This is a genomic window from Stenotrophomonas sp. (assembly GCF_032056425.1).
In the GTDB taxonomy this organism is placed as follows: Bacteria; Pseudomonadota; Gammaproteobacteria; order Xanthomonadales; family Xanthomonadaceae; genus Stenotrophomonas.
Genome location: NZ_DAMBCN010000022.1, coordinates 27,253 through 49,401, shown reverse-complemented (window position 1 = coordinate 49,401; position 22,149 = coordinate 27,253). Strand labels below are relative to the sequence as shown.

The window sequence follows — 22,149 nt, the reverse complement described above, 5'->3', positions numbered from 1 at the left end:
ATGTCTTTGAAGATTAACGAGGCTTGAATGGCGCCTCGATTTCATGAATATCAAATGAACTAATCGTTTGGCAAGCATTTCGTAATGATTTTTTCACATCATTCCTGTAGGCCTTTGCGCTCAAGGGGTGTGCGCTCGATCACACAACGCCGGATCAGCGCTTCTTGTGCTGCATTGCGCAAAAAAAGAGGCCCGGGGTATCCCGGGCCTCCTGGGTCTGCGTTGCGGTCAGTCGCGGCTTACCAGATCACCACCTGCTGGTCGCCGGTGCGGGCCATCGGCGAACCGGCCTTGCACTGGAACGCTGCAGCGAAGGTCGGCAGGTTCGACGGCGCACCCATGGCGCGGAACTGTGCCGGGGCGTGCGGGTCGGTGGCCAGGCGGACCTTGGCGTTTTCCGGGGTGTACTTGGTGCGCCACACGGTGGCCCAGTTGAAGAAGAAGCGCTGGTCGCGGGTGAAGCCGTCCACCTTCGGGTCTTCCTTGCCGGCGCTGGCCTTCTGCAGGGCGTCGTAGGCCGTAGCCAGTCCGCCCAGGTCGGCGATGTTCTCGCCCAGGGTCAGCTTGCCGTTCACCGCCTGGCCGTCCACCTTGTACTGGTCGAACTGCTTGACCAGCTTGCCGGTCAGGCCTGCGAAGTTCTTCGAATCGCCTTCGGTCCACCAGTTCTCGAAGTTGCCGGTCGGCCCGAAGCGGCTGCCCTGGTCGTCGTAACCGTGGGTCATTTCGTGGCCGATGACCGCACCGATGCCGCCGTAGTTCAGGGCGTCGTCGGCCTTCGGGTCGAAGAACGGCGGCTGCAGGATGGCGGCCGGGAACACGATCTCGTTCTGCAGCGGGTTGTAGTAGGCGTTGACCGTCTGCGGGGTCATGCCCCATTCGGTCTTGTCCACCGGCTTGCCGATCTTGGACAGGTTGTACTGGTAGTTGAACGCAGTGGCCGCGCGCACGTTGCCCAGGTAGCTGTCACGGTTGGTCTGCAGGCCCGACCAGTCGCGCCACTTGTCCGGGTAGCCGATCTTCGGGGTGAAGGTTTCCCACTTGGCGATGGCCTTGGCCTTGGTTTCATCGCTCATCCAGGACAGGCCCTGGATGCGGTCCTTCAGCGATGCGGCCAGGTTCTTCACCAGGTCTTCCATCTTCGCCTTGGCTTCCGGCGAGAAGGCCACCTTCACGTACAGCTGGCCGAAGGCTTCGCCGGCGTCGCTTTCAATGGTGCCCAGCACGCGCTTCCAGCGCGGCTTCTGTTCCTTCTGGCCGTTCAGGGTCTTGCCGTAGAAGTTGTAGCTTTCCTGCACGAACGCTTCGGACAGGTACGGCGAAGCGCCATCAACAGTGTGGAAGCGCAGGTAGGCGCGCCAGATCGACGGATCGGTATCGGCCAGGGCCTTGCTCACTTCCTGGTGGAAGGTCGGGATGGCCAGCGAGAACTTCTCCGGAGCGGCGACGTTCTGCGACTTGAAGAACTCGGTCCAGCTGAAGTTCGGGGTCAGCGCGTCGGCCTCGGCCAGGGTGACCGGGTGGTAGAACAGCGAGACATCGCGCGACAGTTCTTCGCTCGACTTGGAGGCCTTGGCCAGGCGGGTCTCGAACTTGACCACATCCGCGGCCTGCTTGGCTGCATCGGCCGCGGCCACGCCGGACAGCTCCAGTACCTTGGCCACGTGGGCCTGGTAGGCCTTCAGCTTGTCGGCGTTCTTGGCGTCGGTGTAGTAGGTGGTGTCAGGCAGACCCAGGCCGCCCTGGCTGGCGTATGCCATGTTCATGGCCGAATTCTTGAAGTCGGCTTCGGCGCCGAAGCCGAACAGCATGTTCTCGCCCTTGGCGGCGCTGCTGCGCAGGTAGTCGGCGATGGCAGCCTTGTCCTGCAGGCCGTCAATGGCGGCCAGGTCGGCCTTCAGCGGCTCGATGCCCTGGGCGTTGATCTTGGCTTCGTCCATGCCGGTGGCCCACAGGTCACCGACCACCTTCTCGATATGGTCCGGATTCTTCACCTGGGCCACCTGTTCGACCAGCTGGTGCTGCACGGCCACCGAACGCTCGTCCAGGATGGTGAAGGCGCCCCAGCTGGTGCGGTCGCCCGGAATCTCGTTGGCGGCCAGCCACTTGCTGTTCACGTAATCGCCGAAGGCGCTGCAGGCGTCCTTGCTGGCGTCCAGGTCACCGGGCTGGAAGGCGTTGTAGGCCGGCAGCTTGCTCTCGTCCAGCTTGTAGGCGGTGGCGGCTTCGGTGGTGGCCGGCGTGGAGGCGGTGGCGTCCTTTGCCGGGGTATCAGTCTTGCCGCAGCCGACCAGCGCGGCCGAAACGGCCAGGGTCAGCAGCACGATCTTGGGGGTACGGGTCACTTGAATGGCCTCCAGGCCGAGTGAGTCAGGGAAAGGCCGGTTGGACGGCCGTGGGCCGAACGATACGCCTGCGGCCCGGCCTGCAAGGGTGTCGAAGGTCATGGCCGGGCGCAAGGGTCTGGCCGGGCCCATGAAAAGACAGACCCGGCAAAAGCCGGGTCTGTCGGGGTGTTGCGGTTACTGCTGGATCAGAACTTGTACTTCAGACGTACGAACGGAGTGCGGCCGTACAGGTCGTACTGGGTGGCGAAGGCTGCAACGTTGCCGTAGCGGGCATCGGCCACACCGGTGGACACCAGCGGCGGGGTCTTGTTGAAGATGTTGCTGACGCCCACCAGGATTTCCCAATCGGCCTGCGCGTAGCTGACCGATGCGGTGTGGTAGGTGCGCGAGTCAGCCACGATGTCGCGATACGAGTTCGGGCGGCCCTGGTAGGTGAACACCGGATCCAGGTCGATGTCCTCGGTCTTGTGGATGTAGGTGGTCAGCCAGTTGAACGACCAGTCACCACGGGTCAGGCTCAGCGCCAGGTTACCCACGACCTTGGGACGGCCCACGTCGCCCAGCAGCTCCGAGGAGGTCAGGCCGCTGGCGGCGGCGCTGGAGAACACTTCCTGGGTGTCTTCGATCGTGTAGGTGACCTGCGTTTCGGCCGAGAACTTGCCGAACGAGAAGTCGTGGTCGAAGTTCGCGGTCAGATCGTAACCACGCGTGCGCTGCTTGTTGATGTTGATGTACTTGTTCTGGATCTCGGTCACGGCGTAGGGCTGGTTGCCGGTGGCCGGGTTACGGGTCAGCAGGTCGCAGTAGCTGTTCGGGTAGATGCTGCCGCCGTAGCAGCCACGCATGACGTTGGTGCTGCCCAGCTGCGCGATTTCATCGTTCACTTCGTAATCGAAGTAATCGATGGCCACGCTCAGGTTGGCAAACGTCGGGGTGAACACGATACCGGCGGTCTTGGCGCGCGAGGTTTCCGGAACCAGGTTGCCAGCGCCGCCCGTGGCGTACACGGTGCCGCTGGAGCCACCACCGGCATAGTCGGCCGGAATGCCTGCTGCCGCGCAGTTGGTCTGGTAGGCGCTGTTGGAGCTTTCACCCCAGCGGACGCACGGATCGTTGGCCTGCGAGAAGAAGCCGGTCTGGTTGCCCAGGTACAGCTCATACAGGCCCGGTGCACGGTAGGAGGTGCCGATCGAGCCGCGCAGACGCAGGGACGGAATGACCTGCCAGTTCAGGCCGACCTTCCAGACGTTGTCCGAACCCGGGACGGTGTCGTACTTGAACACGCGGCCGGAGGCATTCAGGCTCAGCGACTCGATGGCCGGCAGGCCCTTCAGCAGCGGCACGTCCAGCTCGACGAACGCTTCCTTGACCTTGTCATTGCCCTTGGTCACGTCGGCCGAGGACGAGCCCCAGATGTCACCGGCGCGGGACAGTTCGCCCGGCTGGTCATTGATCGAGTAGTAGCGGTATTCCAGGCCGCCTGCGAAACCGACCGCGCCGGCCGGCATGTCGAACAGGTCGCCGCTCACGATCGCATTGATCGTGGCCTGCTTGTAGATGGTCTTGCCCCAGTCCCACACGCCCAGCTTGTCGACCAGTTCGTCGACCTTGCGGCCGCTCAGGTAGTCCGGGTCGAAGTAGTTCACTGCCGGCGGCTGGTCGGTGTAATCCAGGTCACCGCTCTTGGACGCCTGGATGGCCAGGTTGCCGTACTTGCCTTCGGAGTGGCTGAAGTTGGCGTTGACTTCCCACGCCCAGGTGTCGGTGCCCTTGAACAGGCCATCGAGCTTGGTGGCGGCGTAGAAGTAATCAACCGTCACGTCCTGCTGCGACTTGAACAGCATGACCGGGTTGGCTTCGATCTGGGTGCCCGGCACGTACGCGTACGGGAAGAACTGGCGCCATGCGAAGGTTTCGGTTTCGCGGCGGTTGTACAGGAACTGGGTCTTCCAGTTGACCGAGTCGAAGCCGAAATCGGTTGCGACGTAGACGGTCTTGCGTTCCTGCGGGTTGATGATCTGGCCTTCGCTCCAGCGCGCGAAGTTCAACGGATCATCGTAGAAGGCCTGGCCGCGGGCGTAGGTCTGGGTGGTGCGCGGGCGGTAGCCGGCAACCGGGCCGACGGTGCTGCCGTCCGCCGACGGCACGTAGCGGGTGCTGCCGATGTCAAACACGTTGTGCAGCATGTTGTTGCAGCCGGCCAGCGGGGTGCCGGCGTTCAGCGAGCGATCTTCGCGATCGATGCTGTTGCCGTCGGCATCCTTGATCAGGTCGTTGCTGCAGTTCAGGAAGTCGCGGTCGCCGCGGGTCAGCTCGTAGTGCTTGTACCACTCGACGGCAGCCACGATGCTGCCCTTCTCGAAGTTCCAGCCATTGGCCAGCGAGGCGGAGAACACTTCACCGCCACCTTCGGTCGGGACACGGCCGGTGACGGTCAGTTCCGGGCGGTCGATGTTCTTCTTGGTGATCAGGTTGACCACGCCGGCCACGGCGTCCGAACCGTAGATGGACGACGAGCCGTCCTTCACGATTTCAGCGCGCTGCAGGATCGCGGTCGGAATGACGTTCAGGTCGAATGCGCCGACGGCGCCGCGGGTACCGGCCGGGCCCGGACGCTGGCCGTCCAGCAGGACCAGGGTACGGTTGGCACCCAGGCCGCGCAGCGAAACGGTCTGCACGCCGGTGCCGCCGTCGACGACGAAGCCGCCGAACTGGTGGGTGATCTGCGTTTCGGCCGAACCGATGGCCGACTTCTGCAGGAACTCGGCAACGTTGACCTGGCCCTGCTTGGCGTTGGTCTCGGCGTTGATGGTGAAGACCGGCGAGGTGGTCTCGTAGTCGGCGCGGCGGATCAGCGAACCGGTGACAGTGACCTTGTCAAGATCGGTTGCACGCTGCGAGGTGGATGAAGTGCTTGACGCCTGTGCTTCCTGCTGGGTGGACTCCTGGGCCAGGACCGGTGCGGCCTGCAGGCAGGCCAGCACAGCGAGAGCAAGAGGAACGCGGCTTGGCTTGATGTGGCGGTTGGCGTTGCGCATTTCGATGGATCCCCACTTGTTATGCTTCGGTTAATCGAGTGTATGTGCGCCGTAAAGTAAATGCAACGTGAAGAATTGAATTTTGTAACTCACTGTTGCTAAAGGCGATTCAGCATCCAGCAGGCAAAAAAAAGCCCCGTTGGTTCAGCAACGGGGCCTGTTCAGGATAGTTCGGGCGTCAGAGTCCGCCGGGTCCGCAGTCCTTGGCGAGGTAATCCTCCATCAGCGTCAGCGTCGTCTGGAAGTGGCGCGGGTACCACGGCATGCTGTGCGGCATGTCCGGAATGAGCTCGAAGCGCGCCGGCACCTTGCCCTGTACTGCGCTGTAGAAATTGCGGGCATGGAAGGATGGCGTGCGCACGTCACGGTCGCCGACGAAGGTCAGCAGCGGAAGGGTGGCCTTTGCGGTGTTCTGCATCGGGTCCATGCCCTTCACCGTACGCCCCTGCAGGATGCGCTGCAGGCGGTTCTGGCTCCAGGAGGTGCCCAGGCGGCCCAGGTCGGTCACCGGCGCGCCAGCGATGGCGCACTGGTAGGGTGACGGGCTGCGCACGGTGGCCGCTGCGGCAGCGAAGCCACCATAGGAGTAACCGAAGATCGCGATGCGGTCCTTCGCGGCGATGCCATGCGATACCAGCCAGGCGGCGCCGTCGTCCTTGTCATCCTGCATTTTCTGGCCCCACTGGCCATCGCCGGCAAGCCACAGCTTGCGGCCCAGCCCGGAACTGCCGCGGTACTGCGGGCGCAGCACGGCGTAGCCGCGCGAAGTGAAGAACGGGACCCAGCCCGAAGCATCCCAGCCGGTATAGTCACGCGCCCACGGGCCGCCATGCGGGTGGACCAGTGCGGGCAGGGGGGCATCGCCCTGCTTCCAGCCCGGCGGCAGGTCCAGGATGGCCGGAATCTGCTGGCCATCGCGGGCCGTATAGGTCACCCAGCGCTGTTCGCCGATCTGCTTGCTGTCCACCCACGGGCGCTCGCTGCCCAGCGGCACCACGTCCTTGCGGTCGGCCAGGATGTAGTAGCTCTTCGGGTTGCGGTTGCTTTCGGTGGTGAACAACACGCGCGACAGGTCGTCGTTGTAGCCGGTGATGTAGACGGTCAGGCCAGGGTAGGCCTTCCGCAGGCCGTCCTGCAGGCCCTTCATCTGCGGGTCGACGTAGACCGCCTGGCGTTCCGGGCCGTCCACATAGAAGCCCAGCACCTGGTTGAAGTTGCTCTTGCGCGTGCCAAGGATCAGCGAGCTGATCGAGAAGGTCGGGTGGGCCGCCAGCGGCTCCTTGTCGAACTCCTTCTTCACCGGATCGTAGAGGCGGGCCTGCACCAGGTCCGAGAACTGGTCGGTCAGCACGTAGAGCTTGCCACTCTCATCGTCGATGCCGACCACGTCCACCGTGTAGCGGTCGCTCAACCGGGTGGTCAGTGGCGCATGCACCTCGAACTGCCCTGCGCTGTTCTTGATCAGCACGCGCTGCTCGAAATCATCGGCACCGCTGGATTCGATCTGCGTCTGGGTCAGCACTTCGCCGGTACGGGGGTGGAACAGGCCGGGCGTGGTGCGCGAGTTGCCCTTGAACAGCATCTCGGTCTGGCCGGTGCGCAGGTTGAAGCGGTAGTAGTTGGCCTGCAGCGTCGCTTCATTGAGCTGGTTGATGATGACCCGGTCCGGGTCCAGCGGCAGCAGGTGGACCAGCGAGGCGGTGCCGGCCAGTTCCAGGCAGCGCAGCGTTTCGGGGCTGACGCCCAGGGTGCGGGTGTTGTTGGCGAAGGCTTCGTCGAACTTCGCCTGGCTGGCGTCGGTCAGGTAGGCCTTGGTGAGGAAGGTCTTGGTGGCACCGGTGCTGTTGCCCTCACCGCAGCCGCCCAGCTTGCCCGTCCATTCCTGGCGGCCGATGACCAGGTTGCGGCCCGCTTTCAGGGCGCTGGCGGCAATGAACTTCATCCGGTCGCCGGACGGTGTGATGGCAACCGGGCCGGCGCCCAGGTTGTCCAGGTTCCAGTTGGCCAGGGCGGTGTCGGCGTTGTTGCTGCCAGGGGCGGCAATGATGGCGACCAGCTGCTTGCCGTCGGCACTCATGGTGACCGATTGCAGGGCGGGAATCTTTGCGAAGTCTTCCGCCGGCAGTGGCGCTGCGGTCGCCTGCAGCACGCCCAGGCAAAGGCCCGTGAGTGTCGCAGCGAGCCGGAAGGCTGGAATGGAGCGAGGGCGTTGCATGGTGGCGTCCTTGGCAGCAGCACGGAATGATGCGCTGAAGATGAACGACTGCTGGCTGGTCGTCAACTTGGCGTGAACCGATATCTGGCCGACCCCGGGCCTGCTCGATTTCTGTCGGCCTCAGCCCAACTTGTATGATGGGAGGTTGCCAGTCCCCACGAATCGCTTCCGGAGTCCGCAGTGAACAGCCCCGCCCGTCGTCCCCACGCCAGCCAGGTACAGAAGGGCCTGTCGCCCCATGCGCGCATCCGCAACGTGATCGCGGTGGGCTCGGGCAAGGGGGGCGTGGGCAAGTCCACCACCTCGGTGAACCTGGCCGTGGCCCTGCAGCAGCTCGGTGCCCGCGTGGGCGTGTTGGACGCCGATATCTACGGCCCCAGCGTGCCAGCCATGCTGGGCCTGTCCGGTCGCCCGGAAAGCCCGGACAACAAGAGCATCGAGCCGATGCGCGCGTTCGGCGTGGACACCATGTCCATCGGCTACCTGGTGGAAGACGAGACGCCGCTGATCATGCGTGCCCCGCGCGCCACTGCCGCGCTCACTCAATTGTTCGAAGACACCCTCTGGGACGACCTGGACTACCTGCTGATCGACCTGCCGCCGGGTACCGGCGACATCCAGCTGACCCTGGTGCAGAAGATCCCGCTGGCCGGCGCGGTGATCGTCACCACGCCGCAGGACATCGCCACGCTGGATGCGAAGAAGGCGCTGAAGATGTTCGAGAAGGTGGAGGTGCCGGTGCTGGGGGTGGTCGAGAACATGGCCGTGCACACCTGCAGCAACTGCGGGCATGTGGAGCACCTGTTCGGTGAAGGTGGTGGCGAGCGCATGGCCGCGCAGTACGGCGTGCCGCTGCTGGGCTCGTTGCCGCTGCAGATCGACATCCGCGAACAGGGCGATGCCGGCACGCCGATCACCGCCGCACAGCCGGATTCGGCCACCGCCCAGGCCTACCGCCAGGCCGCGCAGCGGCTGATCGAGGAAGTGGGCAAGCGCCCGCGTGGTTCGATCCCGATCCTGTCCTCGCTGCTGTGACCGCCACGGCCGCGCCGCAGCGGGCGCGCCCGGCCCCCTGATAGAATCCCCGCGCCCCCTCGTACCCAGGACAAAGCATGAGCATCAAGAGTGACCGTTGGATTCGCCGCATGTCCGAACAGCACGGCATGATCGAGCCCTTCGAGGCCGGGCAGGTGAAGCAGGCCAACGGCGAGCGCATCGTCAGCTACGGCACGTCCAGCTACGGCTATGACGTGCGCTGCTCGCGCGAGTTCAAGGTGTTCACCAACATCAACTCAACCATCGTCGACCCCAAGCGTTTCGACCCGGGCAGCTTCGTGGATATCGTCGGCGATGAGTGCATCATTCCGCCCAACAGCTTCGCGCTGGCGCGCACGGTCGAGTATTTCCGCATTCCGCGCGACACCCTGGTGGTGTGCCTGGGCAAGAGCACCTATGCGCGCTGCGGCATCATCGTCAACGTGACCCCGTTGGAGCCGGAATGGGAAGGCCACGTGACCCTGGAATTCAGCAACACCACGCCGCTGCCGGCGCGCATCTATGCCAACGAAGGCGTGGCGCAGATGCTGTTCTTCCAGTCTGCCGCCGATGACGTCTGTGAGACGTCCTACAAGGATCGCGGTGGCAAGTATCAGGGCCAGACCGGCGTGACCCTGCCGCGCACCTGAGCGCACGCGTCATCGCTGGGAATCGGGAGCGCCGGGCAATGCCCGGCGCTTCCTTATTTGCCGCGCCCGAACAGCATGGCGATGCCCACGCCCACCAGCGCCACCGGCCACCAGGTCAGCAGCAGCTTGGACAGGTTGAGATGCGTCCAGCCCAGGTTGCTGGCAAGCATGAACAGGCCGATCAGGATCAGCAGGATGGCGGCGACGAGATTGAAGCGCATCGGGTCGTCAAAGGCTCAGGGATGGGCCGGATATCCTAGCCGTTCCTTCCAGTAGGCGACATGCTGGTCCAGTGCCGCCGGGTCATAGCGGTGGGCCGGGCCGCTGCCCCAGACCGGGCCGGGCCAGGCCGGATCACCGTCGTGGCGGCCGATCACATGGAAATGCAGCTGGCGCACGATGTTGCCCAGCGCGCCGATGTTGATCTTCTCCACCCCGTCCGAGCCCTTCAGGGCCTTGCACGCGCGGTTGAGTTCGGTGCGCAGCTTGTCCTGCTGCTCGCCGTCCAGCTCGATCCACTCGGTCACCCCGGCCAGGCGCGGTACCAGCACCAGCCAGGGAAAGCGTTCATCGTTCATCAGCCGCACTTGCGACAACGGGCCTTCGGCGACCAGCACGCTGTCGGTGGCCAGGCGTGTATCCAGTTCGAACTCGCTCATCCAAGATGCTCCGTGAAGAAGTCCAGGGTGCGTTGCAGCGCCAGGGCGGCGCTGTCTGGATCATACGCATGTCCGACGTCCCGGTTGAAGGCGTGGTCGGCCGGGTAGACGTAGGTTGGCATCTGCGGCAGCTTTTCGCGATGGGCCTGCACCGCCTCCGGCGGAATGCTCCTGTCCTGCGCGCCGAAGTGGAAGATCACCGGCGCCTTGGGCGTTTCGTCCAAGTAATTCACGTTGCGGCCGCCGTAGTAGCTCACCGAGGGCAGGCCCAGGCGCATGGCCGCCAGCAGGGCCACGCTGCCACCCCAGCAGTAGCCGACGGTGCCGACCTTGCCGTACGGGGCCAGCCGGGTGGCGGCGGCGCGTACCACTTCCAGGCCCTTTTCCATGCCCAGCGTATTCACCCGTTCCAGCCCGTCCTTCACGCCTTCGGCGGTGTAGGGCAGGGCATCGGTGTCGGCCTCGGCGCCATCGACCAGATCGAAGAACGACGGCGCCAGCACCGCATAGCCCTGCGCGGCGAAGCGTTCGGCCACGCTGCGGATATGCGGGTTGGCGCCGAAGATCTCCTGCACCACCACCAGGCCTGCGCGCGGCTTGCCCTCGGGCAGGGCCTGCCAGGCACGGACCGGGCCATGGTGCGTATCCAGGGTGATCCATTCGGACATCGTCGGGAACCTCGTTGCAGGGGGACAGGCCTGCATTGTCGGTGCTGGCCGGGTTAGCGGCGCGTCAGCGGCTGTGCGCGATCAGGCGGCTGGCCGTTCAGGCGCAGGCGCCAACCCCGGTATACTGGCGCCCTTTCAGGCCCCGGCCCCCAGGTCCCCCTGCCATGCCGGCAGGGGCCCAGGCCCCCAGAGTCCCGCGATTTCCATGTCCCAGCTGAACCCCAAAGTCGGCTTCGTCAGCCTTGGCTGCCCGAAGGCCCTTGTCGATTCCGAGCGCATCCTGACCCAGCTCCGCTCGGAAGGGTATGACATCGTCCCGTCCTACGATTCGGCAGACGTGGTGGTGGTCAACACCTGTGGCTTCATCGACTCGGCGGTGACCGAATCGCTGGATGCGATCGGCGAGGCCATGAACCAGAACGGCAAGGTCATCGTCACCGGCTGCCTGGGCAAGCGCCCGGAGCAGATCCGCGAGGCCTACCCGAACGTGCTGGCGGTCTCTGGCCCGCAGGACTACCAGAGCGTGATGGAAGCGGTGCATGAAGCGCTGCCGCCCAAGCACGATCCCTTCGTGGACCTGGTGCCCGACTACGGCATCAAGCTGACCCCGCGCCACTACGCCTATCTGAAGATTTCCGAAGGCTGCAACCACCATTGCAGCTTCTGCATCATCCCCTCGATGCGCGGCAAGCTGGTCTCGCGCCCGGTCGATGACGTACTGCGCGAAGCCGAGCGGCTGGTGCGTGGCGGGGTGAAGGAACTGCTGGTGGTTTCGCAGGACACCTCCGCCTACGGCGTGGACGTGAAGTACGCCAAAAAGATGTGGCGCGACAAGGCTTACCAGACCCGCTTGAAGGCGCTGTGCGAAGGCCTGTCCGAGCTCGATGCCTGGGTGCGCATGCACTACGTCTACCCGTACCCGCACGTGGACGAGGTGGTGCCGCTGATGGCGGAAAACCGCATCCTGCCCTACCTGGATATCCCGTTCCAGCACGCCAGCCCGCGCATCCTGCGCCTGATGAAGCGCCCCGGTGCGGTGGAAAAAACCCTGGAGCGGGTGCAGAACTGGCGCCGCATCGCGCCGGACATCACCGTGCGTTCGACCTTCATCGTCGGTTTCCCGGGCGAGACCGAGGCCGAGTTCGAAGAACTGCTGTCGTTCCTGGACGAGGCGCAGCTGGACCGCGTCGGCGCGTTCGCCTATTCGCCGGTCGAAGGTGCCACCGCCAACGCCCTGCCGGACCCGGTGCCGGAAGAAGTGAAGCAGGAGCGCCTGGCGCGCTTCATGGAAAAGCAGGCGCAGATTTCCGCTGCGCGCCTGGAAGCCAAGATCGGCACCGTGCAGCAGTGCCTGGTCGATGCCATCGAAGGCGATATCGCCGTGGCCCGTTCGCGCGCCGATGCGCCGGAAATCGACGGCCTGGTGCATATCCAGAACGCCGACCAGGTGGCGCTGCGCGTGGGTGAATTCGTCAACGTGGAAATCACCGAGAGCGACGACCACGATCTGTACGGCGATGCGCTGCCGTCGAGCACGCGGCCGGCGTTCGACCTCAAGGTTCTGTGAGCACAGCGATGGCCGACGCCGGCCATCGACGCTTCGTGCCGCCGCCGCGTGCGGCGGTGGCGGCATCGGTCTTCGACCATCCCCTGTTTGCCGATGTGGCCGGCTTCCGTGACCTGCTGGCAACACCGGGCTGGCCCAGCGTATCGGCACTGGATGCGCGCCTGGCCGTGCCGGGCCTGCGGCTGGTGGCGCAGGACGCCGCGCTGCTGGCCGATGGCCTGCACTACGAAACCCGCATTGCCCAGGGCCGCCTCGCGACCCGTGCCGACAACTGGCATGACCTGTTCAATGCGCTGGTATGGGCCCATCTGCGGCCGCTGAAGCGTGCGCTCAATGGCCAGCAATGCCGGCATATCGCAGCGATGGCGCCCGGCCAGCGCAACCGCGCGCAGGCCGCACTGACCCAGTTCGATGAAACCGGCGTGATCGTGCGGGTGCGCGACAGCGCGCTGCTTGCGGCGTGGGACAGTCATGACTGGTTGGCACTGTTCGCGCCCGGACCCTGGAAGGAGGGTGCTATCGCGGTGGCGACCGTGTTTGGCCACGCGCTGATGGAACAGGCGCTGTTGCCCGGGCGGCGACTGGTGGGCAAGTGCGTGGTGGTGCGTGGCGATGAAGACACCGCCTGCATCGAAGCGGTGGTGCAGGCCATCGAACAGGACCAGGTGCTGACTGATCCCTTGCAACTGCGGCCGCTGCCGCTGGCCGGCATTCCCGGCTGGCACGAGGTGCAGGATGCGGCCTTCTACGCCGATGCCGCGTACTTCCGCCCGTTGCGCGAAGGCCGCCAGTACCCGCTGCCCCTGCACATCGCCGGGTAGAGTCGAGCATGCTCGACTGCACCGACCTGTAGAGTCGAGCCATGCTCGACTGATCGCAAAAGCAGTCGAGCAAGCTCGACTCTACCGGGGCACGTACTCCACTCCGATCACCGCGAACGTGAACTGCCCGCCGGGCAGCTCCACCGAAAACTCATCATCGATGCGCTTTTTCAGCAACGCCCGCGCCAGCGGCGAATCAATGCTGATCCAGCCCAGTCCGGCATCGGTCTCGTCCGGGCCGACGATGCGATAGCGGCTGGTCTGCCCGCTGTCCACGTTCTCCAGCTCCACCCAGGCGCCGAAGAAGACCGCCTGCGGGTCGGTCGGGGTGGTGTCCACCACGCGCAGCGCATCCAGGCGCTTGGTCAGGTAGCGCACCCGACGATCGATCTCGCCCAGCTGCTTCTTGCGGTAGGTGTATTCGGCGTTCTCGGAACGATCACCCTCGGCCGCGGCCGCGGCCAGGGCCTTCACCACCTCGGGGCGGCGCACGCGCCACAGCTCATCCAGTTCGGCTTTCAGCCGGGCATGGCCGGCGGCGGTGATCAGGGCAGTGCTTTTTTCTGCGGGCGGACGCCAACGGGACATGCAGTACGACTTCTTCTCAGGATGACGATAGGGAATGGGGTCGGAGCCCTCCCTGGCGGGAGGGATCCGACCCCAGCAGCTGAAGCTCAGCGCTTGCCGCCGAAGATGCCGCCCAGCAGCCCGCGCACGATCTGGTTGCCCAGCTTGGTGCCGACGGTGCGGGTGGTCTGTTTGGCCATGGTTTCAATCATGCCCTGGCGGCGCTTGGTGCCGAAGATCGCATCCTTGATGGCCTGGCCGAAGCCGCCTTCCTGCGCCTCGTCCTGCTCGCGGCTGCGCGCGGCAGGGGCCTCGGCCTTCTCCACCGCTTTCTGCGCGCGCTGGGCCAGCAGTTCGGCGGCCGATTCGCGGTTCACTGCGGTGTCATAGCGGGTGCCGACCGGGCTGCCGGCACGCACCTGCGCGCGTTCGGCCTCGGTGACCGGCCCCATCCGGCAGCGCGGCGGGGCGATCATCGTCTGCTGCACCGGCATCGGCACGCCCTTGTCCTGCAGGGTGGACACCAGTGCCTCGCCGGTGCCGAGCTGGCCCAGCGCCTTGGCCACGTCCAGCTTCGGGTTCGGTACGAAGGTTTCGGCGGCGGTCTTCACCGCCTTCTGGTCGCGCGGGGTGAACGCGCGCAGTGCGTGCTGCACCCGGTTGCCCAGCTGGCCGAGGATGTTGGCCGGCACGTCGTCGGGGAACTGCGAGCAGAAGTACACGCCCACGCCCTTGGAACGGATCAGCCGCACCACCTGCTCGATGCGCTGCACCAGCGAGGCGGGGGCATCGTCGAACAGCAGGTGGGCCTCATCGAAGATGAACACCAGTTTCGGCTTGTCCAGGTCGCCCACTTCGGGCAACTGCTCGAACAGCTCGGACAGCAGCCACAGCAGGAACGTGGAATACAGTTTGGGCTTGAGCACCAGCTGGTCGGCGGCCAGGATGCCGATCACGCCGCGGCCGTCATGGTTGACCCGCATGATGTCGGCCAGTTCCAAGGCCGGTTCGCCGAAGAAGCCCTCGCCACCGTCCTGGGCCAGGCGCAGCAGCGAACGCTGGATGGCCGCGATCGACTGCGCGCTGACCAGGCCGTATTCGGTGGAAATGTCCTTGCGTTCTTCGGCCACCAGGGCCAGCAGGGCGCGCAGGTCGTCCATGTCCAGCAGCAGCAGCCCGCGGTCGTCGGCCAGCTTGAACACGATGTCCAGCACGCCGGACTGGGTGTCGTTCAACTCCAGGATGCGCGCCAGCAGGGTCGGGCCCATTTCACTCACGGTGGTACGCACCGGGTGGCCCAGCTTGCCGTACAGGTCCCAAAACACGGTAGGGCTGCCTTCGGGTGCATAGTTGGCCACGCCGATCTGCGCCGCACGCTGCTGCAGGCTTTCGCTGCCCGTGCCGGGCACCGCCAGGCCGGATACATCGCCCTTCACATCGGCCAGGAACACCGGTACCCCCAGCCGTGAAAAGCCCTCGGCCAGGGTCATCAGGGTCACGGTCTTGCCGGTGCCCGTGGCGCCGGCCACCAGGCCATGGCGGTTGCCCAGTTTCGGCAGCAGGGTAACGGCCACATCGTCGGTCATGCCTTTGCCGAGCAGAATCGGATCCATGGTCCAGCCCTTGTGGTGAATGCGGTCAATGTTAACCGGCGGCGGCAGCCGGTCGCCGGCCGGGTTGCCCGGACCTTGGCGGCACCGCTACTCTGCCTGCCTGTTTCGCACACAGTGCCACCAATGCCCGTTCCTGTCCTGATTTCCCGCACCTGGCCGCTGCTGGCCCTGGTTGGCCTGGTTTCCCTGGCACCCGATGCCCACGCGCAGCGTGTTTCGGCGCGGGACAAGGTGAAGGTGGACGCGCTGCAGCAGCGCATGGCCGCAGCCGAGAAGCGCTATGGCGACGCCCTGCTGCTGGTGGCCAATGCTGATCCCAAGGGCAGCAACGAGGCCGACGCGGCGCTGGAGGACATGGAAGATGTCATCAGCGAATGCGTGAAGCAGAAGGGCTGCCAGATGGGCAGCATGCTGGCCACCTACAAGCGCCTGCTGAAGCGTGATGCCGATGCCGCCAGCGACGATGACGCCACCGCCGATGCCGGCGACCGCCTGGAGGCCGACCCGGACCACGTGGGCCCGCTGGCCGCCGACGTGCCCGAGGCGGCGCGCGCCGCCGCGCTGCTGAACGACAAGCGCCACGCCTTCGACACCATGGTCGAGTACAACCCGGCAGTGCAGGCCGGTATCCGCCGCTGGCTGACCGACATGCGCCCGGCGCTGATGACCACCTATGAGAACTACCAGAACCTGCGCCCGGTGATGTGGCCGGAATGGGAAAAGCGTGGCCTGCCCGAGGCCCTGCTGTTCGGCATCATGGCCAAGGAATCCAATGGCCGCGTGCATGCGTCCTCGCGTGCCGGTGCGGCCGGGCTGATGCAGTTCATGCCGGCCACCGGCCGCCGCTTCGGCCTGGGCCCGGATGGCACCGGCTTTGACACCCGTTTCGACGCACGCAGCGCGGCCGAAGCCAGCGCCACCTACATCAACGAGCGCATGCGCGAACTGAACAACAGTGTGGAGCTGTCGCTGGCCGGTTACAACGGCGGCGAAGGCCGTGCCGCGCGCGTGGCACGCGAGAACCCGGGGCAGAGCTTCTGGGTGGACCGCGTGTACAACCAGTTCCCCGGGGAAACCAAGGATTACGTACCGATGGTGATTGCCGCGGCGTGGATCTACCTGCACCCGCAGCAGTACGGCGTGGAGTTCCCGAAGATCAACGCGCAGCCGGCCACGGTGCGGCTGGCCCGTTCGACCACCATCTACGAACTGACCATCTGCCTGGGCAGCCACGGCACCCGCGATGGCTACATGCGCGCGCTGCGCAATCTCAACCCGCGCTATGAAGCCGATGGCTGGATTCCGGCCGGCACCCTCATCAACGCCACCACGCGCATTGCCAGCCTGTACCAGCGCAACTGTGTCAGTGGCCCGCGCGCGGATCTGGCGCGCACGCTCATCACCGCCGATCTGAACGCGGCCATCGTGCGCCCCAGCGCGACCACCTACACCGGCAGCGTCGCGGTAGGCGGTCTGGTGCCGGTGGCCGATCCGAACGCGGCCAGCCCGGTGGCCACGACCCCGAGCGCGCCGGTGGCCGCACCGCGTCCGGCGCCGGCACCGCGCGCCAAGCCGGCACGCAGCTACAAGGTCGGCAAGGGCGACACCCTGGGCCGCATCGCCGCAAAGTTCCAGTGCGACGTGCCGGTGCTGGCCCGCGCCAATGGCCTGAAGGCCCCTTCCTACAGCCTGCGCCAGGGCCAGACCCTGAAGCTGCAGGGCTGCGACAAGTAACTGCCCGGAGACCCCACCGCATGGACCTGCAAGCCACCCGCGACCTGTTCGAGAACCTGCGCGAGAACACCGATTGGGATCTCAGCGTGCCCCTGCTGTGGGGCTACTACTTCGTGCATTCCACCCCCGAGCGCCTGCAGGCGCTGGCTGTCAGCCTGCAGGCGCAGGGCTACACGCTGGTGGACCAGTTCGAGCAGGAGCCCGAAGAGGGCGATGCGCCCTTCCACGTGCTGCACGTGGAGCGCGTCGAGGTGCACGACGAAGCCTCGCTGGACCTGCGCAACCAGGAACTGGCCGCACTGGCCAGCCAGCTGGGCGTTGAAGACTACGACGGCGTGGACGTCGGCCCGGCCCCGACCCTGCAGTAGCGTCGGGCTTGCTCGACTGCTTCACCCCGTAGAGTCGAGCTTGCTCGACTGCATTGCGCACGTCAGTCGAGCAAGCTCGACTCTACGACGGCATACCCGGCATACCCGGCGTGCCGAGAATCCCGGGCATCGCTGACGCCCACCACCCTCAGCGCAGCGTTGCCAGCGCCTGGCCCAGCCGCACCGGGCTCTCGGCGCCCAGCTGCGGGGCAAATTCGGCCACGCCCGGCGGCAGCAGCACGATCACGGTCGAACCGTAGTTGAAGCGCGCCATCTCGGCGAAGCGCTCCAGCACGATGCCCTGGCCGCGGTAATCCTTGCGGGTGATGCGGTCGCCATAGGCCGGAATCTCTTCGCCGCTCCAGACCGTTTCCACGCCCGATACCAGCAGTGCCCCCACCATCACGCTCACCATCGGGCCGAAGTTGGTATCGAAATGGCAGACCAGGCGCTCGTTGCGAGCAAACAGGCGTGGCACGCCGTTAACTGCCGCCGGGCCCACGCTGAACAGACGGCCCGGCACGTGCACGGTTTCGCGCAGGGTGCCGGTCCAGGGCATGTGCACGCGGTGGTAGTCGCGCGGCGACAGATACACCGTGGCGAACAGCCCATCGTTGTACGGCTTGGCGTCCTCAGCGCTGCCCAGCAGTTCGGCGGCGGTGAACGACTGGCCCTTGGCCTGGAAAATACGGCCGGCCTCGATCTTCCCCAACTGGCTGATGCGGCCGTCGGCGGGCATCACCAGGCGCCGCGGGTCGGCGTCGGCCACGCGCGCGCCCGGCTTCAGTGCACGGGTGAAGAACTGATTGAACGTGGGGTAGCTGCGCGGGTCGGGGTTGGCCGCTTCGTCCAGGTTGACGTCGAACTTGCGGGTGACCGTGTCGATCAACCAGCGCGATACGCGCGGATGGTCCGAGTACGCCAGCGAGCGTGCCATCGAAGACAGCAGGCGGTGGGGCAGGGCATACGTCAGGGCGGTGGTCAGGCTCATGGGGCGGATTTCTCGGTCAGCTTCTGCAGGTCGCGGGCAATGGCCGGCGCGTTGAACGGGGGGCGCACCAGGCCGGCAAGACGGCCCTGCGGGTCAAGCACGGCCAGGCTGGCCGAATGCTCGACGGTGTAATCCTCGGGATTCTCGTCGAAATGGTTGCCCGGCACCTTCTGGAACACGAAGCCCAGCGAGGTGGCAAAGCGCTCCAGCGAGGGAATGTCGGCGCTGGCGGCCAGGGTGTCCTTGTGGAAGCCGTGCACGTATTCGCCCAGGCGGGTGGCGTTGTCGCGGTCCGGGTCGACCGACACGAACAGCACGCGCGGGCGCAGCGTGTCCGGCAGGGTTTCCCACTGGTTCTGCGCACCGGCCAGCTCGGCCAGGGTGGTCGGGCACACGTCCGGGCAGAAGGTGAAGCCCAGGAACACCAGCGTCCAGTGCCCCTTCAGCTCGCCGGGAATCAGGCGGGTGCCATCGGACTGGGCCAGGTTGAAGTCGGGCAGGGCGCGTGCCTGCGGGTACAGGGTGATCGCCTCGGTGGCCGGCTGGTGGGCCGCCGGCTTCGGCGCGAAGACCTGCTGGGCGGCCAGCAGGCCCAGGCCCGCGGCCAGGGCGATCAGCAGGATGATGCCGACGTTGCGATTGAACATGGGGGCCCCCGCGCGAAGTGGGCCCCATCATACCGGCTGTGGCCGGATCGTTTCCGTCGCAACGGATGCCGGCGCAGGCTGCAAGCCCTATAATCATTGGCCACTTTGCCCGCAGTACCGCCATGACCGCTGAAACGGCCGCCGAACTCCACACGATCATCGACCTGATCCGCTACGGCACCAGCCGTTTCAACGCCGCGGGCCTGACCTTCGGGCACAGCTACGACAACGCCCTGGACGAAGCCACCCAGCTGGTGCTGCACAGCCTGCACCTGCCGCATGACCTCGGCCCGGCCTACGGACAGGCGCGCCTGCTGCAGGAAGAGAAGCTGCGCGTGCTGGAACTGTTCCAGCGCCGCATCGACGAACGCATCCCCGCCGCCTACCTGACCGGCGAGGCCTGGTTTGCCGGGCTCAGCTTCAAGAGCGACAAGCGCGCCCTGGTGCCGCGCTCGCCCATCGCCGAGCTGATCGAGTGCGGCTTCGAGCCGTGGCTGGCCGGCCGCGATGTCAGCCGCGCGCTGGACCTGTGCACCGGCTCGGGCTGCATCGCCATTGCCATGGGCCACTACTACCCGAACTGGGACGTGGACGGCGTGGACCTGAGCGATGACGCCCTGTCGCTGGCCGAAGAGAACAAGGAGCGCCTGCAGGCGCACAACGTGACCCTGCTGAAGTCGGACCTGTTCAACGGCCTGACCGGCCGCCACTACGACCTGATCGTCACCAACCCGCCGTACGTCACCAACGACGAGACCGATGCCCTGCCGCAGGAATACTCCTACGAGCCGGAAATGGGCCTGCGCGCCGGCGACGACGGCCTGGACCTGGTACTGAAGATCCTGCGCGACGCCCCGCTGCACCTCAGCGAGGACGGCCTGCTGATCTGCGAAGTGGGTGAATCCGAGCAGCACCTGATCAAGCTGCTGCCGGAAGTCGACTTCGCCTGGGTCGAATTCAAGGTCGGCCAGATGGGCATCTTCGCGGTCGAATGCCGCGAGCTGATCGCCCACAGCGCACGCATCACCGAACTGGCGGCGCAGCGCCCGTGAGTTCCAATTCGTTCGGTAAGCTGTTCACCGTCACCACGTTCGGCGAGTCGCACGGGCCGGCCATCGGCTGCGTGATCGACGGTTGCCCGCCGGGGCTGGCGCTGGATGCGGCCGAATTCGCCCACGACCTGCAGCGCCGTGCCACCGGCAAGAGCCGGCACACCTCGGCGCGGCGCGAGGCCGACGAGGTCGAAATCCTGTCCGGCGTGTACCAGGGCCTGACCACCGGCACCCCCATCGCGCTGCTGATCCGCAACACCGACCAGCGCAGCAAGGATTACGCCAACATCGGCCAGCAGTTCCGGCCGGGCCATGCCGACTACAGCTACTGGCACAAGTACGGCATCCGCGACCCGCGCGGTGGCGGCCGCTCGTCGGCGCGTGAAACCACCATGCGCGTGGCAGCCGGCGTGGTCGCCAAGAAGTGGCTGGCCGAGCGCTTCGGGGTGACCGTGCGCGGCTACCTGTCGCAGCTGGGCGAGATCCGTCCGGCCGCTTTCGACTGGTCGGCGGTGGAAGACAACCCGTTCTTCTGGCCGCACGCCGAACAGCTGCCGCAGCTGGAGGCGTACATGGATGCGCTGCGCAAGTCCGGTGACTCGGTCGGTGCGCGCGTGGATGTGGTGGCCGACAACGTGCCGCCGGGCTGGGGCGAACCCATCTACGGCAAGCTCGACGGCGACCTCGCCGCCGCGCTGATGAGCATCAACGCGGTCAAGGGCGTGGAGATCGGCGACGGCTTCGCCAGCGCCGCGCAGAAGGGCACCGAACATCGTGACCTGCTGACCCCGCAGGGCTTTGCCAGCAACCATGCCGGCGGCATCCTCGGTGGCATTTCCACCGGCCAGCCGGTGGTCGCGTCCATCGTGCTGAAGCCCACTTCCAGCCTGCGCCTGCCGGGCCCGTCGCTGGATACCGAAGGCAACGTGGTCGAAGTGGTCACCACCGGCCGCCACGATCCCTGCGTCGGCATCCGTGCCACCCCCATCGCCGAGGCCATGATGGCCCTGGTGCTGATGGACCAGGCACTGCGCCACCGCGCCCAGTGTGGCGACGTCGGTACCATTACCCCGCGCATTCCCGGGCAGATCGATGGCTGATACGCGGCCGACGGTATGGGTGAGCCAGCCGCTGATCGATGCGGCCATCGCGCCGCTGCGCGATCGCGTGCGGCTGCTCGCCACCGAAACCGTCACCGCCTGGTCGCCGCAGCAGATCGCCGGACAACTGGCCTCGGTCGACGGCGCCATCATCACCCTCAACGAGCGCATCGGCGCGGCCCAGCTGGCCGATGCCGCGCAGTTGCAGGTGATCGCCAACGTCGGCGTGGGCTACAACAACCTGGACGTGGACGCGCTCAGCGCGGCCGGCATCCTGGCCAGCAACACCCCCGATGTGCTGACCGAAACCACGGCCGACATGGGCTTTGCCCTGCTGATGGCCGCCGCGCGTCGCATCACCGAATCCGAGCGCTGGCTGCGCGAGGGCAAGTGGGGGCAATGGTCGTTCCAGACCATGCTGGGCGCCGATATCCATGGCAGCACGCTGGGCATTCTCGGCATGGGCCGCATCGGCCAGGGCATTGCCCGCCGCGGCGCACACGGGTTCGGCATGAAGGTGCTGTACCACAACCGTTCGCGCCTGCCGGCCGACACCGAAGCTGCACTGGGCGCGACCTACGTCGATCTGGACACGCTGCTGGCGCAGTCCGACCACCTGGTCACCGTGCTGCCGTACACCCCGGCCTCGCACCACATCATCGACGCGGCTGCGCTGGCGAAGATGAAGCCGTCGGCCACGCTGGTGAACATCGCCCGCGGTGGCATCGTCGATGAACTGGCCCTGGTCGATGCGCTGGCCAACGGCCGCCTGGCCGCCGCCGGCCTGGATGTCTACGAAGGCGAGCCGAAGGTGCGCCCGGAACTGCTGGCGCTGCGCAACGTGGTGCTGACCCCGCATATCGGCAGTGCCTCGCTGGGCACGCGCACGGCCATGGTGCAGCTGGCCGTGGACAACCTGCTGGCGGGCCTGGGCCTGTCGGGCAGCCCGACTGCCATGCCGAGCGCGATCAATGCCGACGCGGCCCTGGCCGCGCGTGCCGTGCTGGGTAAAAAAAGCGGGAAACGATAGGGAACCTCCACGCGCCCCGTCCGAGGAGGTTCCCCGAACCCAGCTG

Annotated in this window: 19 protein-coding genes; 9 read left to right on the top strand and 10 right to left on the bottom strand. The window is 66.2% G+C overall.

Features of this window, described 5'->3' with window-relative positions; genetic code table 11:
• Positions 1-239: 239 nt before the first annotated feature.
• The 3 genes from RTY46_RS14590 to RTY46_RS14580 form a co-directional block, all read right to left on the bottom strand.
• A complete protein-coding gene (locus tag RTY46_RS14590; protein WP_312709244.1) occupies positions 240-2,345 on the bottom strand; it encodes a M13-type metalloendopeptidase in 2,106 nt (701 codons plus the stop codon).
• Positions 2,346-2,533: 188 nt separating this feature from the next.
• Complete coding sequence (locus tag RTY46_RS14585) at positions 2,534-5,386, bottom strand: TonB-dependent receptor (RefSeq protein ID WP_312709243.1); 2,853 nt, start codon at positions 5,384-5,386, stop codon at positions 2,534-2,536.
• 178 nt (positions 5,387-5,564) lie between these two features.
• On the bottom strand, positions 5,565-7,601 hold the full coding sequence (locus RTY46_RS14580; protein WP_312709242.1) for a prolyl oligopeptidase family serine peptidase: 2,037 nt from the start codon (positions 7,599-7,601) through the stop codon (positions 5,565-5,567).
• A 180-nt stretch (positions 7,602-7,781) separates the two neighbouring features.
• On the opposite strand from RTY46_RS14580, the gene apbC reads away from it, so the two are divergent.
• A complete protein-coding gene (apbC, locus tag RTY46_RS14575; RefSeq protein WP_312709240.1) occupies positions 7,782-8,636 on the top strand; it encodes an iron-sulfur cluster carrier protein ApbC in 855 nt (284 codons plus the stop codon).
• Positions 8,637-8,713: 77 nt separating this feature from the next.
• Positions 8,714-9,286: a dCTP deaminase gene (gene dcd, locus RTY46_RS14570; protein ID WP_312709238.1), complete on the top strand. Its 573-nt coding sequence runs from the start codon at positions 8,714-8,716 to the stop codon at positions 9,284-9,286.
• Positions 9,287-9,339: 53 nt separating this feature from the next.
• Here dcd and RTY46_RS14565 read toward each other — a convergent pair whose 3' ends face one another.
• The 3 genes from RTY46_RS14565 to RTY46_RS14555 are packed head-to-tail and all read right to left on the bottom strand — an operon-like array spanning position 9,340 to position 10,613.
• On the bottom strand, positions 9,340-9,507 hold the full coding sequence (locus RTY46_RS14565; RefSeq protein WP_005410498.1) for a DUF5668 domain-containing protein: 168 nt from the start codon (positions 9,505-9,507) through the stop codon (positions 9,340-9,342).
• 15 nt (positions 9,508-9,522) lie between these two features.
• Positions 9,523-9,945, bottom strand: a complete 423-nt coding sequence (locus tag RTY46_RS14560; RefSeq protein WP_312709237.1) for an HIT family protein — start codon at positions 9,943-9,945, stop codon at positions 9,523-9,525.
• On the bottom strand, positions 9,942-10,613 hold the full coding sequence (locus RTY46_RS14555) for a dienelactone hydrolase family protein (protein WP_312709236.1): 672 nt from the start codon (positions 10,611-10,613) through the stop codon (positions 9,942-9,944). Before RTY46_RS14555 ends, RTY46_RS14560 begins: the two co-directional genes overlap by 4 nt.
• Positions 10,614-10,818: 205 nt before the next feature.
• Between RTY46_RS14555 and rimO the strand changes: the two genes are divergently transcribed.
• Together rimO and RTY46_RS14545 are read left to right on the top strand one after the other, a co-directional pair.
• Positions 10,819-12,180, top strand: coding sequence for a 30S ribosomal protein S12 methylthiotransferase RimO (rimO, locus tag RTY46_RS14550; protein ID WP_312709234.1), 1,362 nt, complete (start codon positions 10,819-10,821; stop codon positions 12,178-12,180).
• Between the two features lie 8 nt (positions 12,181-12,188).
• On the top strand, positions 12,189-13,001 hold the full coding sequence (locus RTY46_RS14545; RefSeq protein WP_312709275.1) for a DUF3025 domain-containing protein: 813 nt from the start codon (positions 12,189-12,191) through the stop codon (positions 12,999-13,001).
• An 81-nt stretch (positions 13,002-13,082) separates the two neighbouring features.
• Here RTY46_RS14545 and greB read toward each other — a convergent pair whose 3' ends face one another.
• Positions 13,083-13,589, bottom strand: a complete 507-nt coding sequence (gene greB, locus RTY46_RS14540; protein WP_312709233.1) for a transcription elongation factor GreB — start codon at positions 13,587-13,589, stop codon at positions 13,083-13,085.
• A gap of 86 nt (positions 13,590-13,675) precedes the next feature.
• Entirely contained in the window at positions 13,676-15,181 is a 1,506-nt protein-coding gene (locus RTY46_RS14535; protein WP_345785126.1) for a helicase HerA-like domain-containing protein, read from the bottom strand.
• A gap of 123 nt (positions 15,182-15,304) precedes the next feature.
• Here RTY46_RS14535 and RTY46_RS14530 point away from each other — a divergent pair, with 123 nt between their 5' ends.
• Together RTY46_RS14530 and RTY46_RS14525 are read left to right on the top strand one after the other, a co-directional pair.
• Positions 15,305-16,915 (top strand): transglycosylase SLT domain-containing protein, encoded by a 1,611-nt coding sequence (locus tag RTY46_RS14530; RefSeq protein ID WP_312709232.1) that lies wholly within the window; start codon positions 15,305-15,307, stop codon positions 16,913-16,915.
• A gap of 20 nt (positions 16,916-16,935) precedes the next feature.
• On the top strand, positions 16,936-17,283 hold the full coding sequence (locus RTY46_RS14525; RefSeq protein WP_312709231.1) for a ribonuclease E inhibitor RraB: 348 nt from the start codon (positions 16,936-16,938) through the stop codon (positions 17,281-17,283).
• A gap of 148 nt (positions 17,284-17,431) precedes the next feature.
• On the opposite strand, the gene asd is transcribed toward RTY46_RS14525, so the two are convergent.
• Both asd and RTY46_RS14515 read right to left on the bottom strand, forming a co-directional pair.
• Positions 17,432-18,274, bottom strand: a complete 843-nt coding sequence (gene asd, locus RTY46_RS14520; protein WP_312709230.1) for an archaetidylserine decarboxylase — start codon at positions 18,272-18,274, stop codon at positions 17,432-17,434.
• Positions 18,271-18,921, bottom strand: a complete 651-nt coding sequence (locus RTY46_RS14515) for an SCO family protein (protein WP_312709229.1) — start codon at positions 18,919-18,921, stop codon at positions 18,271-18,273. The genes asd and RTY46_RS14515 overlap by 4 nt, the downstream gene beginning before the upstream one ends.
• Positions 18,922-19,043: 122 nt before the next feature.
• Here RTY46_RS14515 and prmB point away from each other — a divergent pair, with 122 nt between their 5' ends.
• Genes prmB through RTY46_RS14500 form a run of 3 tightly spaced genes read left to right on the top strand, consistent with a single transcriptional unit; the run spans position 19,044 to position 22,103 of the window.
• Positions 19,044-19,973 (top strand): 50S ribosomal protein L3 N(5)-glutamine methyltransferase, encoded by a 930-nt coding sequence (gene prmB, locus RTY46_RS14510; RefSeq protein ID WP_312709227.1) that lies wholly within the window; start codon positions 19,044-19,046, stop codon positions 19,971-19,973.
• Positions 19,970-21,073: a chorismate synthase gene (gene aroC, locus RTY46_RS14505; protein WP_312709225.1), complete on the top strand. Its 1,104-nt coding sequence runs from the start codon at positions 19,970-19,972 to the stop codon at positions 21,071-21,073. The genes prmB and aroC overlap by 4 nt, the downstream gene beginning before the upstream one ends.
• Positions 21,066-22,103: a D-glycerate dehydrogenase gene (locus tag RTY46_RS14500; RefSeq protein ID WP_312709224.1), complete on the top strand. Its 1,038-nt coding sequence runs from the start codon at positions 21,066-21,068 to the stop codon at positions 22,101-22,103. The genes aroC and RTY46_RS14500 overlap by 8 nt, the downstream gene beginning before the upstream one ends.
• Positions 22,104-22,149 lie beyond the last annotated feature (46 nt).